Source organism: Roseicyclus marinus (genome assembly GCF_036322625.1).
Taxonomy (GTDB): Bacteria; Pseudomonadota; Alphaproteobacteria; order Rhodobacterales; family Rhodobacteraceae; genus Roseicyclus; species Roseicyclus marinus_A.
The window spans coordinates 1,418,519-1,433,327 of record NZ_AP027266.1 but is presented as its reverse complement, the minus strand read 5'-3'; the positions used below and the strand labels follow the sequence as shown (position 1 = coordinate 1,433,327).

General features: G+C 65.7%; 13 protein-coding genes. 7 read left to right on the top strand and 6 right to left on the bottom strand.

The genetic code is table 11. From position 1 onward, the window contains the following. The 5 genes from dxr to pyrH all read right to left on the bottom strand — a co-directional run bounded on the left by dxr (position 1) and on the right by pyrH (position 4,257). Positions 1-1,176, bottom strand: a complete 1,176-nt coding sequence (gene dxr, locus AABA51_RS06835; protein ID WP_338275758.1) for a 1-deoxy-D-xylulose-5-phosphate reductoisomerase — start codon at positions 1,174-1,176, stop codon at positions 1-3. Positions 1,177-1,190: 14 nt separating this feature from the next. Beyond that, positions 1,191-1,982, bottom strand: coding sequence for a phosphatidate cytidylyltransferase (locus AABA51_RS06830; RefSeq protein ID WP_338275756.1), 792 nt, complete (start codon positions 1,980-1,982; stop codon positions 1,191-1,193). Positions 1,983-1,989: 7 nt separating this feature from the next. Next, a complete protein-coding gene (locus tag AABA51_RS06825) occupies positions 1,990-2,706 on the bottom strand; it encodes an isoprenyl transferase (RefSeq protein ID WP_425328836.1) in 717 nt (238 codons plus the stop codon). Between the two features lie 162 nt (positions 2,707-2,868). Beyond that, on the bottom strand, positions 2,869-3,435 hold the full coding sequence (gene frr, locus AABA51_RS06820; RefSeq protein ID WP_338275753.1) for a ribosome recycling factor: 567 nt from the start codon (positions 3,433-3,435) through the stop codon (positions 2,869-2,871). A gap of 87 nt (positions 3,436-3,522) precedes the next feature. Next, positions 3,523-4,257: a UMP kinase gene (gene pyrH, locus AABA51_RS06815; protein ID WP_338275751.1), complete on the bottom strand. Its 735-nt coding sequence runs from the start codon at positions 4,255-4,257 to the stop codon at positions 3,523-3,525. A gap of 121 nt (positions 4,258-4,378) precedes the next feature. Here pyrH and miaA point away from each other — a divergent pair, with 121 nt between their 5' ends. The 6 genes from miaA (at position 4,379) to AABA51_RS06785 (ending at position 12,942) form a co-directional block, all read left to right on the top strand. Next, positions 4,379-5,257, top strand: a complete 879-nt coding sequence (gene miaA, locus AABA51_RS06810) for a tRNA (adenosine(37)-N6)-dimethylallyltransferase MiaA (RefSeq protein WP_338275748.1) — start codon at positions 4,379-4,381, stop codon at positions 5,255-5,257. A 90-nt stretch (positions 5,258-5,347) separates the two neighbouring features. Next, positions 5,348-6,145: an AraC family transcriptional regulator gene (locus AABA51_RS06805; RefSeq protein ID WP_338275745.1), complete on the top strand. Its 798-nt coding sequence runs from the start codon at positions 5,348-5,350 to the stop codon at positions 6,143-6,145. A 272-nt stretch (positions 6,146-6,417) separates the two neighbouring features. Continuing rightward, positions 6,418-8,058, top strand: a complete 1,641-nt coding sequence (locus AABA51_RS06800) for an ABC transporter substrate-binding protein (protein WP_338275744.1) — start codon at positions 6,418-6,420, stop codon at positions 8,056-8,058. A gap of 120 nt (positions 8,059-8,178) precedes the next feature. After that, positions 8,179-9,267 (top strand): ABC transporter permease, encoded by a 1,089-nt coding sequence (locus AABA51_RS06795; protein ID WP_338275742.1) that lies wholly within the window; start codon positions 8,179-8,181, stop codon positions 9,265-9,267. A gap of 14 nt (positions 9,268-9,281) precedes the next feature. Then, positions 9,282-10,745: an ABC transporter permease gene (locus tag AABA51_RS06790; protein WP_338275740.1), complete on the top strand. Its 1,464-nt coding sequence runs from the start codon at positions 9,282-9,284 to the stop codon at positions 10,743-10,745. A gap of 82 nt (positions 10,746-10,827) precedes the next feature. Then, on the top strand, positions 10,828-12,942 hold the full coding sequence (locus AABA51_RS06785) for an ABC transporter ATP-binding protein (protein WP_338275738.1): 2,115 nt from the start codon (positions 10,828-10,830) through the stop codon (positions 12,940-12,942). A 100-nt stretch (positions 12,943-13,042) separates the two neighbouring features. On the opposite strand, the gene AABA51_RS06780 is transcribed toward AABA51_RS06785, so the two are convergent. Beyond that, the gene (locus AABA51_RS06780) at positions 13,043-13,567 is read right to left on the bottom strand and encodes a hypothetical protein (RefSeq protein ID WP_338275735.1); all 525 of its coding nucleotides are present in this window, start codon (positions 13,565-13,567) and stop codon (positions 13,043-13,045) included. A 183-nt stretch (positions 13,568-13,750) separates the two neighbouring features. On the opposite strand from AABA51_RS06780, the gene AABA51_RS06775 reads away from it, so the two are divergent. Continuing rightward, the gene (locus AABA51_RS06775; RefSeq protein WP_338275734.1) at positions 13,751-14,662 is read left to right on the top strand and encodes an MBL fold metallo-hydrolase; all 912 of its coding nucleotides are present in this window, start codon (positions 13,751-13,753) and stop codon (positions 14,660-14,662) included. Positions 14,663-14,809 lie beyond the last annotated feature (147 nt).

Here is a 14,809-nt window from a genome sequence, read left to right as displayed (position 1 = left end):
TTAGCTCTTCTCCATCTGGGCGATCTGGGCCGTGGCCGTGTCACGGGCCATGTGGTCGGTCTCGAGCACATCCTCAAGGCTTGACATGGACGAAGAAAGGCAAAGCCGGGGCGATATCGCGTCAAGCGTCCGGTCCACCACCTCGGCCATCTGCATGAAGCCGATGCGACCGCCGATGAACCCGTCGAGCGCGATTTCCTTGGCGGCGTTGAACACCGCGCCCGACCGCCCGCCGGTTTCCATCACGGCGCGTGCCAGCGCCAGCGCGGGATAGCGCGCGGGATCGGGCGCGCGGAATTCCAGCGTCGCGACCTGCGCCAGATCGATCCGCGACACCGGCAGGTCGCGCCGGTCGGGCCAGTGCAGCGCGTAGCCGATGGCATGCCGCATGTCGGGCGCGCCCAGATGCGCCATCAACGCCCCGTCGACAAAGCCCACCAGCGCATGGACGATGGATTGCGGATGGATCACCGTCTCGATCCGGTCCGGGGCGATGCCGAAGAATTCCTTGGTTTCGATCAGCTCCATGCCCTTGTTGAACATGGAGGCGCTGTCGATCGTGATCCTTTGGCCCATGGCCCAGTTGGGATGCGCGCCCGCATCGGCCACCGTCGCCTTGGCCAGCGCCTCGAGCGGCCAGTCGCGCAAGCCCCCGCCCGACGCGGTGATGATGATGCGCTCGACAGCGCCCATGTCCTCGCCCACCAGCGCCTGGAAAACGGCGGAATGCTCGCTGTCGACGGGCAGGATCGTCGCGCCATGGTCGCGCGCTTCCTGCATCAGGAGCGGGCCTGCCGTGACCAGGCTTTCCTTGTTGGCCAGAGCCAGCGTCGTGCCGTGGCGGAGCGCCCGGAACCCCGGCGCAAGACCTGCGGCCCCCACGATGGCGGACATGATCCAGTCGGCGGGACGGTCGGCCACCTCGACCAGCGCGCCCTCGCCTGCCGCGGCCTCGATCCCAGTCCCGGCCAGCGCCGCGCGCAGATCGCCCAGACGGGTCTCGTCGGCGGTCACCGCGATCTCGGCCCGGAGCCGGATGGCGTCCGCGGCCAGCCGTTCGATATTGCCCGCCCCGGTCAGGGCCACGACCCGGTATTCGTCCGGGGCCCGCGCGATCAGATCGACGGTGTTCTGCCCGATGGACCCCGTGGCCCCGAAGATGCTGATGCTGCGCATGACCGAGTGCTATCTCAGACCGGCGGCGGCGGAAAGGCCGTCAGGCTTTCGACGATGACCAGGAGAAAGGCCGCGCCCAACAGCCCGTCGAACCGGTCATAGACCCCGCCATGCCCCGGCAACAGGTTCGAGCTGTCCTTGACCCCCATGCGCCGCTTGACGGCGGATTCCGCGATATCGCCCATCTGGCTTGCCATCGACAGGGCCACCGAGATCCCGATCAGCTCGCCCCCCGAGCCCGTCAGCGACATGAACACCCAGCCGATCAGCCCCGCCCCGACCCATCCCGCGATGGTGCCCGACCATGTTTTCTTGGGACTGACGCGCGGCCAGAATTTCGGCCCGCCGATGATGCGCCCCGCGAAATACCCAAGGATGTCGGTCCCAGCCACCACAAGCACCAGCCACAGCATCCATGTGAACCCAAAGCTGTCGCGGTGCAGGATCAGCCCAAAGCCCGCCAGCATGATGACCGTGGTCATCACCAGGTAGAGCGTCCGGTTGCGCTCCAGCACGCCGATACCCGCGATCGCCACCAAAAGCAGGAGTGGCAGCGCGATCCCCGGCGGCAACAGCTTGGAGGACAGGATCGCCACGGCAGCCATCCCGCCCAGCGCGAGCGCGCGATTGGGCCCGCCGCCCAGCATCCGCACCAATTCCCAGACAAGCGTTGCAACGATCACCACGACCAGCCCGGTGAACCACCAGCCGCCCGCCCAGACCGCTGTCAGCCCGACACCGGCCAGCACAAGACCGGTGATCATCCGGGTGGCCAGATCGGCGAAACTCTCCGGGGCCAGAGCCAAGACTGCCTCAGGCCTTGACCGCGCCGAAACGCCGCTCGCGCAGGCCGAACCGCGCCAGCACCTCGGCGAACACCTTGGCCGTGAAATCGGGCCAGAGCGTGTCGATGAATTCGTATTCCGAATAGGCCGATTGCCAGAGCAGGAAATTGGAGATCCGCGCCTCGCCGCTCGTGCGGATCACGAGGTCGGGATCGGGCAGCACATGCGTGTCGAGATAGCGGGGAAAGGTCTCGTCGTTGATCTGGCGCGGGTCGAGATTGCCGGCCTTCACGTCATGGGCAAGACGGCGGGCGGCGCGGGTCACCTCGTCGCGGCCGCCATAGTTCAGCGCGATGGTCAGGTTGGTCCCGGTGTTCTGCGCCGTCATCAGCTCCAGCCCGTCCATCAGATCGACCAGCGAAGGCTCCAGCCGCACGCGGTCCCCGATGAAACGCACCCGCACGTTTTCCTCGTGCAGATTGGTGGCCTCCTTGCGGATGTAGCGCTTGAACAGCCGCATCAGCCCCGCAACCTCGGTCTGCGTCCGCTTCCAGTTCTCGGTCGAAAAGGCAAAGACCGTGAGGTAATCGACCCCAAGCTCGGGGCAGGCGCGCACGATTTCCTTGACGCGCTTGGCGCCCTCGTGATGGCCGAACAGGCGCGGCCGCCCGCGCAGCTGTGCCCAGCGCCCGTTCCCGTCCATGATGATCGCCACATGGGCGGGGGTCCGATTGTCCGATGTCACGGGGCTGTCCTCACGGCTACATCCTGCCTCGAGGGGCGGCACTCGCGCCCTGCCCCTCCCTATGCCGGGACCAAGATCGCCCGACACGCCCGCCCACGCAATGCCCGCCCGCCATTCCCCCGACGGGTGCGACCGGGCGGCAACGCCGAGGGGCGGCCCAGGTCAGACCTGCATGATCTCGGCCTGCTTGGTTTCCAGCGCGGCATCGACCTTGGCGATATGCGCATTGGTCAATTCCTGCACCTCGGCTTCCCAGAGCTTCTGGTCATCCTCGGACATGCCCTGCGCCTTGGCCTTCTTGATCTGGTCCATGCCGTCGCGGCGGACGTTGCGGATCGCGACGCGGGCATGTTCGGCATATTGCGCCGCCACCTTGGTCAGCTGGGTGCGCCGTTCCTCGTTCAGCTCGGGGATCGGCAGCATGATGATCGTGCCGTTGAGCTGCGGGTTGATGCCGAGCCCGCTGTCGCGGATCGCCTTTTCCACCTTGCCCACCAGCGCCTTGTCCCAGACGTTGATCGTGACCATGCGCGGCTCGGGCACGTTGACGGTGCCCACCTGGTTGATCGGGGTCGGCTGGCCATAGGCATCGACCATCACCGGCTCCAGCATGGACGCCGACGCGCGCCCCGTCCTGAGCGAGGCGAATTCCGTGCGCAGCGCGGCTATCGCGCCATCCATCCGGCGCGTCAGGTCGTCGAGGTCGATATCCAGATCGTCTTCTGCCATGGGGGATAGCCCTTCGTTCGGTCCTTTTGCGACGGTGATAGCGCGCCGCGCCCCGGGTTTCCAGAACCCAAGTGCGCAGCCCGCCCCTCAGGACACCCGCGTATAGGTGCCCTGGCCTGCCAGAATACCCTTGAACCCGCCCGGCTCATCGAGGCTGAAGACGATGATCGGCAGGTCGTTTTCCCGCGCCAGGGCAATGGCCGAGGCATCCATCACGCCCAGGTGCTGGGCCAGAACCTCGTCATAGGTGACCGTTTCATACCGCTTGGCATCGGCGTGTTTCTTGGGGTCCTTGTCATAGACCCCGTCGACCTTGGTGCCCTTGAAGATCGCCTGGCAATTCATCTCGGAGGCGCGCAGCGTCGCCGCCGTATCGGTCGTGAAATAGGGGTTTCCGGTGCCCGCCGCGAAAATGCACACGCGCTTTTTCTCGAGGTGGCGCACGGCGCGGCGGCGGATATAGGGCTCGGCCACCTCGTTCATGGTGATGGCGCTGATCACACGGGTAAAGACCCCGATCCCTTCCAGCGCCGATTGCATGGCGAGCGCGTTCATGACGGTCGCCAGCATCCCCATGTAATCGGCCGTCGTCCGCTCCATCCCCTGCGCCGAGCCCTGAAGCCCGCGAAAGATGTTGCCACCCCCGATGACCATGCAGATCTCGACGCCCAGATCATGGACCGATTTCACCTCGCGCGCGATCCGTTCGACGGTCGGCGGGTGCAGGCCGAATCCCTGGTCGCCCATCAAGGCCTCGCCGGAAATCTTGAGCATGACGCGGCTGTAGAGCGGCGCGAACGAGGTCTCGGTGTCGTCCGGCATCTGGGTCTCCTTGGGGCTGTTTGGATGTGCGGTTGCGCGGGGCGGACCATGGGCTAAAAGCGGACGGTGTTCAACGCCCCTTCCGTTTGTGCCGCAGCGCAAACCCGCCAGATCGAGCCGCATGATCGACCCCGCCACCATCCCCCCCTCCCAGCCGGTGCTGATCGCCGGGCCGACGGCCTCGGGGAAATCCGCGCTGGCGCTGGCCATTGCCGAGGCGGGCGGCGGCGTCATCGTCAATGCCGATGCCCTGCAGGTCTATGACGGCTGGCGAATCCTGACCGCCCGCCCCAGCGTTGAGGAAGAGGCGCGCGCGCCCCATGCGCTTTATGGCCATGTTCCCTTTACCGGCGACTATTCCGTGGGCGATTGGCTGCGCGCGCTCACCCCCCTGCTTGAGGGGCCCGCGCGCCCCATCATCGTGGGCGGCACCGGCCTGTATTTCCGGGCCCTGACCGAAGGCCTGGCCGAGATCCCCCCCACACCCGCCGATATCCGCGCGCGGGCCGATACGCTCGATCCCCCCGCGCTCATCGCCGATCTGGAACGCATCGATCCTGCCATTCTTGCCCGGATCGACACGCAAAACCCCGCGCGCCTGCGCCGGGCTTGGGAAGTGTGGCATGCGACCGGGCGCGCCTTTTCCGATTGGCAGGCCGATACCGGGCCGCCGCCCCTGCCCCTCGACCATGCCCTGCCGTTTCTGATCGACGCCGACCGCGATTGGCTCAGTGCTCGCATCACGCGCCGCTTCGACGCCATGCTCGCCGCAGGCGCATTGGAGGAGGCGCGCGCGATCCTGCCCCTTTGGGACAAGGCCGGGGGCGCGCGAAAAGCCATCGGCGCCCCCGAATTGATCGCGCATCTGCGGGGCGAGATGACGCTTGCCGAGGCCCGCGAGGCCGCGATCATCGCCAGCCGCCAATATGCCAAGCGCCAGCGCACATGGTTCCGCGCCCGCATGGGCAACTGGACCCGCATCGCGCAACCCGCCCCCTGATCTTGCACAAATCCGGCCCGTTTTCGCCAATCGGCGCGAAAGCCCTGCGGCGCGCTTGCAAATTTGCCACCCGCGCCCCAGCCTCGCGCCATGAACGACTCACGTCCCCCCTACAGTGTCCTGTCCCTGGGCAAGATGCGCATGCAGGAACCCTGGCGGATCGAACTGCTGCACGGGCGCGGTTTGCATCGTCTCTACTGGATCACGCGCGGACAGGGACGGGTCACGGTCAATTGCGTGACGCGCGGCTATGGGCCGAACACCGCCGTCTTCGTGCCGGCAGGAACCCAGATGGCGCTGGAACTGCCCGCCCAGATCCAGGGGATCGAACTCTGCCTGCCTGCCGGGACCGAGCTTGGCCTGCCCGCCGACCCCTTCCACCTGCGCATCTCCAGCATCGAGGCGCAGGCAAGCCTGACCGGCCACCTGGAACGAATCGAACGGGAACTGGGGGCCGCAGCCCCCGCCATGGACCGTGCCGTCACAGGCTACGGCCTGCTTGTCTCCGCCTGGATGGAACGCGAATTGACGCGGGCCGAAGGCGCGATCTTGCGGGAAAAGACCCATAGGCTTGCCGAATTGTTCGGCAGCATGATGGAAAGCCGGTTCCGCAGCGGGCGCGGCATCGCCGATTACGCCGAGGCGTTGCAGGTCACCCCCACCCATCTCAGCCGCATCTGCCGCGAGGCCGCGGGCCGCCCGGCCCATGCCCTGCTGACCGAACGGATCATGTACGAAGCCCGCCGCCTCTTGCGCGACACCGACATGCCGGCCCGCGAAGTGGCCGAAACATTGGGCTTTTCCTCGGCGGCCTATTTCACCCGCGCCTTCCAGCAATCGACCGGGCGCACCCCCTCCGAATTCCGCGCGCCCCGCAATCGCGCCTGATGGACAACGGCCTCGGAGCGCACGATCCTGGCATTGTGTGCGCGACCCTTGCGTCAAAAAAGGCCGAAAAGGGGTTGCGCCTCAAGGCCTTGTCGTTTTTCCTACCGGTCGATGTCGCAAATGAACGATAACCCTTCGCAACTTGCGATTGACGGCTGTGCGGAAACCCTGCGGAATGGTGACGTGTTCACTCAAGGGTTGCAGCCGGCTCCAAGACCGCGCGTGGCCTTTCCGCGCGACACGACCCATGACGTCACAGGGAGAGACGAAACATGAACGACCCCACCAAACCGGCGCGTCCGGCCAGCCATCCTGCGGCCGAGATGTACGCACGGGAATACAAGGCGGGCCAACTGAGCCGCCGCGAATTCCTCGTGCGTTCGACCGCGCTGGGCCTCAGCGCCGCCGCCGCCTACAGCCTGATCGGGCTCAAGCCCGCCATGGCACAGCGCGCGACGCCCCCGATGGGCGGCAGCCTGCGCATCCAGCAAGGAGTGCTCGCGCTCAAGGACCCGCGCACCTATGACTGGTCCGAGATGGGCAACGTGTCCCGCGGCCTTCTGGAATACCTCGTCGAATACAACCGCGACGGCAGCTTCAGCGGCATACTGCTCGAAGGCTGGGAAACCAATGCCGACGTGACCCAGTACACGCTGCGCGTGCGCCCCGGCGTCACCTGGAACAACGGCGATGCCTTCACCGCCGAAGACGTGGCCGCCAATTTCCGCGGCTGGTGCGACAGCACGGTCGAGGGCAACTCGATGGCCGCGCGCATGGGCGGGCTCGTCGATGCGGATACCGGGCAGGCGCGCGAGGGCGGTATCGTCGTCGTCGATGACCTGACCGTGCAGATCAACCTGCCCGCGCCCGACATCACGCTGATCCCCGGCATCGCCGACTACCCGTCCGCCATCCAGCACCGCGACCTGATCGGCACCAACCCGCTCGATCACAACGTGGGCACCGGCGCCTACCGGTTCGCCGATTACCAGGTCGGCATCTCGGCCCGGCTGGAACGCACCCCCGATCACGCCTACTGGGGCAATGCCTATCTGGACGATGTCACCTTCGTCGACCTCGGCACCGATCCCGCGGCATGGTTCGCGGCCGCCGAAGCCGGTGAATTCGACATGACCTACCAGACGGTCGGCGAATTCGTCGATCTGTTCTCGGCCGTCGGCTGGGAACGCTCCGATGCCACGACCGGCGCGACGCTGGCGGTGCGTTTCAACCAGCTCAACGCGCCCTACGACAATGTCGAGGTGCGCCGCGCGATCCTTGAAGCCGTCGATCTGAACGTCGTCCTGGAACTGGGCATCAACGGACAGGGCACGGTCGGCGAAAACCACCATGTCTGCCCGATCCACCCCGAATACGCCCAGCTGCCCCCGATGACCGTGGACAAGGCCGCGGCCATGGCCCGGCTTCAGGCGGCAGGCCACGGCGACACGGAACTGACCCTCATCTCGCTCGATGACGGTCTGGGCCGCTTCACCTGCGACGCGGTCGCAGCCCAGATGCGCGATGCCGGCATGACCGTCACGCGCGAGGTTCTGCCGGGCTCCACCTTCTGGAACGACTGGCTGAGCTATCCGTTCTCGGCGACCGAATGGAACCACCGCGAACTGGGTGTGCAGATCCTCAACCTCGCCTATCGCTCGGGCGTGGCCTGGAACGAAACCGCCTTCTCCAACGCGGAATTCGACAGTCTGCTCGACCAGGCGAACGGGATCCAGGACGCCGATGCCCGCCGCGAGGTGATGGCCCGCCTGCAACAGATCATGCAGGAAGAGGCCGTGACCATCGTGCCCTACTGGCGCTCGCTGTTCCGGCATTACCGTCCGGGCGTCGTGAACGCCGACATGCATCCGAAGTTCGAGATCAACATCCACCATCTCGGCCTTTCGGCCTGATCCGGACCGGGCGGGGGCTTGCACCCCGCCCGTCTCCCACAGCCCAGCGACCGGATGGCCCGCCCCCGGCGGACCCTCCCAAAAGACCCGCAAGACGGGCCGCAATGACAGGGAAAATCGATGGCGTTCTTCATCCTCCGCCGGATCGGCGTGATGGCTCTCACGGCCCTGTGCCTGACCTTCGTGGTCTTCTTCCTCACCAATCTCGCCCCCAACCTCGAGAAACTGGCCAAGACCCAGGGCAACGCCCGCATGAGCGATGCCGAGGTGATCTCCTGGCTCGACCGCAACGGCTATGGCGGCCCCCTGGTGATGCGCTACGGCGAATGGCTGGGCGTGGTGCCCGGTTGGCTGCGCGAAGACCCGGTGACCGGCGAATGGCGCGGCCGCTGCCTCGAAGACGGACAGGCCCCCGAGGATGCGGACCGTTTCTGCGGTCTCCTGCAGGGCGATCTGGGCTATTCCACCGTTTCGGCCGACGAGGTGTCCAACATCATCGGCGGGCGCTTGCAGCTCACCGGCATCCTGATGTTCTGGGCCTTTGCCGTCATGGTGCCCTCGGCGCTTTTCGTGGGCGTTCTGGCAGGCATGCGCGAAGGCTCGCGGCTGGATCGATCCCTCTCGACACTCTCCATCGCCTCGACGGCCACGCCCGAATATGTCTCGGGCGTCATCTTGATCGTGCTTCTGGCCTCCTCCCAGATCGGGCTGTCGCCGCTTCTGGTCGAATGGGGCTGGCTTGACAGCGGCACGCTGTTCCTTGGCTCGGCCCGCAGCGCGATGGATGATGTCACCTTCTGGAACTTCACCCTGCCCGTGATGACCATCGCCCTTTACGGCATGGGCTATATCGCGCGGATGACGCGCGCCTCCATGGCCGAGGTGATGACCGCCCAATACATCCGCACCGCGCGGCTCAAGGGCGTGAGCTTCCGCAACATCGTGCTCAAACACGCGCTCCGCAACGCGCTGATCGCGCCCTTCACCGTGATCATGCTGCAATTCCCGTGGCTTTTGACGGGCGTGGTGATCGTCGAGACGCTCTTCAACTACAACGGCTTTGGCTGGACGCTGGTACAGGCTGCCTCCAACAACGACATCGAACTGCTTCTGGCCTGTTCCATCGTCGCCGTGTTCGTCGTGCTGGTGACGCAGCTCATATCCGACATCGGATATGTCTTCCTCAACCCGCGCATCCGCATCGCCTGAAGGAGGGACGCACCATGGAACCGCTCACATGGTCGGGTGATCTGGGCCCCTTCCTCAACCCCATCCTCGCGCTTTCCGCGGCGCTCTTTGCCACGGGCTTTGTCGCCAATTTTGCGCTCAGCCTCGTCGGCGTCAGACCGGGCGAGGTGGTGGTGAACGCCGATCGCACGCTCACCTTGCGCCGCACCCCTGTCGATCTCGCCGTGGCCGCGATGAAATTCGCAACGCTTGTCTTCGCGCTGGGGGTGCTGGGCTATATCCTTGGTGGCATCCTCCTGGCCGATCCGCTGCACGCGGGCATCATCGGCGGGGTTGCAGCTCGCCTCACCCCGGTCTGGGTTTCCCTTGCAGCCCTTTTCGCGCTCTCCATCGCCTTCAAGCGCAAGCTCGGCCTTTACGGCAAACTCTTCGACAGCCCGATCGGGATGATCGGCCTTGCCCTCGTGATGTTCTGGGTCTTTGCCGCGATCTTTTCGGGCATGATCGCCACCCACGGCCCGATCAGCGTGGTTTCGGGGATGCGCAACGAGGTGCCGGGCACGCCCCTTCCCAACCCCGCCGAAGGGCAATTCGCATGGTATCTCCTGGGCGGAGATGCGCTTGGGCGCGATGTCTTCAGCCGGATGATCTTCGGCGCCTTCGAGGTGCTCAAGATCGCGCCGCTCGCCACGCTCTTCGCCTTCATGGTCGGCATCACGCTGGGCCTGCCCGCGGGCTATTTCGGCGGCAAGCTCGACACGATCATCACCTTCCTCGCCAATCTCGTCCTCGCCTTCCCGGTGATCTTGCTCTTCTACCTTCTCGTCACGCCCGAGATCGTGGCCGCAGGAATTCCCAATTACCTGTCGATGGTGCTGTTCATCTTTCCCATCGTCTTTCTCGTGGTGCTCTTCAACTCGCGCTTCCGCACCGATCCGCCGCGCCGCAACCTCTTGGTGGGGGCGACCGTGATCGTCGGCGGGGTGGCCTATCTCTCGCTCATCTCGAACCCGTCGGACCCGGAACTGCCGCGTCTCTTCCGGCTCTGGCCCGAGATGCTCGATCTTTTCGACGTTCCGGGCAATCTCCTGATCGTCTTCGTTTCGGTCGTCTTCGTGAATTCGCCCACCGTCTTCCGGATCGTCCGGGGCATCGTGCTCGACATCAAGACGCGCGATTACGTGGCCGCCGGTCAGACGCGCGGCGAGGGCCCTTGGTACATCATGCTCTGGGAAATGCTGCCCAACGCGCGTGGCCCCCTGATCGTCGATTTCTGCCTGCGCATCGGCTACACCACCATCCTTCTGGGAACGCTGGGCTTTTTCGGCCTCGGCGTCAGCCCCGAAAGCCCCGATTGGGGATCGACCATCAACGAGGGGCGCAGGCTCCTGACGATCTATCCCCATCCCGCCCTTCCCCCTGCCCTTGCCCTCATGAGCCTTGTTCTTGGCCTGAACCTCTTGGCGGACGGGTTGCGCGAAGAAAGCCTGAAGGACTGACGATGCCGAATTTTCGTACGAAAATTCGACCCGCAAATCTTCGTACGAAGATTTGCCCGCCCCCGCAGAAAGGAGCATGAGCATGCTCGACCAAGCCCCCGACGCCAGCGCCCTCCTGCCCGAGGCCTATGACGGCCCGATCCTCGAGATCGAGAACCTCTCGATCTCCTTCTTCACGCGGCTGCGCGAAATCCCCGCGGTGATGGATTTTTCCTGCACCGTCATGCCGGGCGAGGCGATGGGTCTGGTGGGCGAAAGCGGTTGCGGCAAATCCACGGTGGCGCTTGGCGTGATGCAGGATCTCGGCGTCAACGGGCGCATCGTCGGCGGCTCGATCAAGTACAAGGGCCGCGACCTCAACACCTTGTCGCCGCAGGAATTGCGCGCCATCCGCGGCCGCGAGATCGCGATGATCTACCAGGAACCCATGGCCTCGCTGAACCCGGCCATGCGCATCGGCGAACAGCTGATGGAAGTGCCCATGATCCACGAGGGCATTTCCCGCGAAGAGGCCCGCAAACGCGCCCTCGAGGTCGTGACCGATGTCCGCCTGCCCGATCCCGAACGGATGCTGCGCAGCTATCCCCACCAGCTCTCGGGCGGCCAGCAGCAGCGCATCGTCATCGCCATGGCGCTGATGTCGAAACCCTCGCTCCTGATCCTCGACGAACCCACCACCGCGCTCGATGTGACGGTCGAGGCGGCCGTGGTCGATCTGGTCAAGGATCTGGGCCGGAAATACGGCACCTCGATGCTCTTCATCAGCCACAACCTGGGTCTGGTGCTGGAAACCTGCGACCGGATCTGCGTGATGTATTCCGGCGAGGCGGTGGAAACCGGCGCCATCACCGATGTCTTCGACCAGATGCGCCACCCCTATACGCAGGCGCTCTTCCGCTCGATCCCCCTGCCCGGTGCCGACAAGACCTCGCGCCCGCTCGTGGCGATCCCCGGCAATTTCCCCCTGCCCCATGAACGCCCGCAGGGCTGCAATTTCGGTCCCCGCTGCGACTATTTCCAATCGGGCCGGTGCGACGGCACCGATATCCCCATGGCCGATCTCGATCAGGGCGACCGCCACGCCACCCGCTGCCTGCGCCATGCCGAGATCGACTGGGACGCGCCGATCACGGCCGGCGACAGCACCGAGAAATCGCAGGCCGGCGACGTGGTGCTGCGCGTCGAGAACCTGCGCAAATACTACGAGGTCGCGGCCAATTCCATGTTCGGCGGCGGCGAGACGCGCGTGGTCAAGGCCAATGAAACCCTCAGCTTCGAGGCCCGCGAAAGCGAAACGCTCGCCATCGTGGGCGAAAGCGGCTGCGGGAAATCCACCCTCGCCAAGGTCCTGATGGGGCTCGAGACCGCGACCGAGGGGAGTGTTTTTCTCGACAATCGCGCGATCGAACAGATCCCGATCGAAAAGCGCGATACGCGCACGATCTCCTCGATCCAGATGGTGTTCCAGAACCCTTTCGACACGCTCAACCCCTCCATGACCGTGGGCCGCCAGATCATCCGCGCGCTCGAAATCTTCGGCGTGGGCGACAGTGACGCGGACAGGCGGGCGCGGATGCTCGACCTGCTCGATCTCGTGAAACTGCCCCGCGCCTTTGCCGACCGCATGCCGCGCCAGCTCTCGGGCGGACAGAAACAGCGCGTCGGCATCGCGCGGGCCTTTGCGGGCGGTGCGCGCATCGTGGTGGCCGATGAACCGGTCTCCGCGCTCGACGTGTCGGTGCAGGCCGCCGTCACCGACCTCCTGATGGAAATCCAGCGCCGCGAGAAGACAACGCTTCTCTTCATCTCCCACGATCTGAGCATCGTGCGCTATCTCAGCGACCGGGTGATGGTGATGTATCTGGGCCATGTGGTCGAGATCGGCACCACCGATCAGGTCTTCAGCCCCCCCTATCACCCCTATACCGAGGCGCTCTTGTCGGCTGTCCCCATCGCCGACACCTCCGTCCAGAAACAGCATATTGTGCTCGAGGGCGATATTCCCTCGGCCATGAACCCGCCGCCCGGCTGTCCGTTCCAGACCCGGTGCCGTTGGAAATCCGACGTGCCGGGAAATCTCTGCGAAACCACGGTGCCCCCCACCCGCACCCTGGCCGAGGGGCATCAGATCAAATGCCATCTCGCCGATGACATCCTTGCCCGCATGAAGCCCGTGATCACCACCTCGGCTGATTAGAGCATGTCGCGCAAAAGTGGGAACCGGTTTTGCGCTCCCCGGACATGCGAAATCAAAAGGTTGGAGAGCGGTGCGTGAATGCGAATGAGCGCGACGCGCTCTAACGCTTGCGCTCCGCCAGCAACCGGCGGCGCGCGGGGACCAGCAGATGATCGGGCAGCGCGCGCCCCGCCTCGCAATGGCCCAGCGACAGCGCCAGCCTGTCCGCCCGCCTGAGCGCCAGACCGAACAGCACGGCAGCAAGGCACAGGTTCATCGCGCTCCCGAAAACACCGTGTTGCGCCACAAGACCCGCCGCCATCGCGATCAGCAGGCAGCCCCAGACCTGCGCCTCCGTCCGCATGGCCGTGGCGACCAGGTGCGCCGAAACCTCCGCCTCGGCCTTGGGCCATATCCCCAACAGGCGCAGCACCAGCACGCGGCGCAGATCAGCGGCGTTGCGATAGCCCGGCGGCGGCCGGTCCCGCCCGAACAGGTCCGAGACGATATTGTCCTCCAGCCAGCAGATCCGCAAAAGCGCCAAGAGCGCCAAGGCCCCCAGCAGCCCTTGCGGCACCCACAAGGCCGCCAGCGCGCCCGCCGCGACCAAAGCCGCCCCCGTCACGATCTGTCCTGCACCCGGCATGTCGCACCCTCCGGTCATCCGCGCCCCTGCCGCCATCATGCAACCATGGGATGCAAAGCTGCATCGATTCGGTGAACCGACCGACAAGACGCCGATTTCCGCCGATGACAGCTCAACATATCCGCTTTCCTGCATGTGTTGCCCGCGCTAGGCTCCCCCCGTAACGGGGAGGAGACCCAGACCATGCACATCACACGCCGCCAGCTCATGGCCACCGGCACGGCCCTTCTGGCCGCAAGCGCCCTGCCCCGTCGCGGCTGGAGCCAGACAATTCTCACCCTGGGCGATGCCGAGCTGATCACGCTCAGCGACGGCAATCTCGAATTGCCCGCCGATTTCATCTTCGGCCCCATGCCGCAGGATGAGCTTGGCCCCCTCCTGTCCGGTTTCGGGATCGACCGGGGCGCGGCGCTGACCCCGCCCTGCAATGTCACGCTCCTGCGCCGGGGCGACACGCTCGCGCTCTTCGATGCGGGCTCGGGCCTTACCTTCCAGCCCGGTGTGGGCCGCCTGCCCGAGGCGCTGGAGGCCGCAGGGATAGATCCCTTCGACATCACCCATGTCATCTTCACCCATGGCCATCCCGACCATCTCTGGGGCGTGCTCGACGATTTCGACGAACCCTTCTTTCCCGATGCCGAACACATGATGGGCGCGGTCGAATTCGACTACTGGATGGATGACGGCACCGTCGCCAGCATCGGCGCGGAACGGGCGGCCTTTGCCGTGGGCGCGCAGCGCCGGCTCGAGGTGATCGCGGATCGCATGACCCGCATCGCCGACGGGGACGAGGTTCTGCCCGGCGTCACCGCCGCCCTCACCCCCGGCCATACACCGGGGCATCTGGCCTTCGCGGTCGATGGCGCGGCGATGATCCTGGGCGATGCGATCGGCAATGACCACGTGGCCTTTGCCCGTCCTCAATGGATCTCCGGCTCGGATCAGGATCCGGCCATGGCCGCCCAGACGCGGCTTGCGCTGTTCGACCGGATCACGGCGGATGACATGGCGGTCGTGGGCTTCCATTGCGGCCATGGCGGCATCGGCCGGGTGGAACGTCTGTCCGAGGGCTTCGCCTTCCGCCCCGCAACCTGAAGATTGCACCACAACCCATTGATGCAAAAGAAAAGCGGGGGGCAAAGGCCCCCCGTTCAAGTTTCGCGTATCAGGCTCTGATATTCCGCCCGAAGTTTCTGCCTGCGGCCTGATCCGCGTCAGGGGCGAGCGCACCCACCCCGTGTG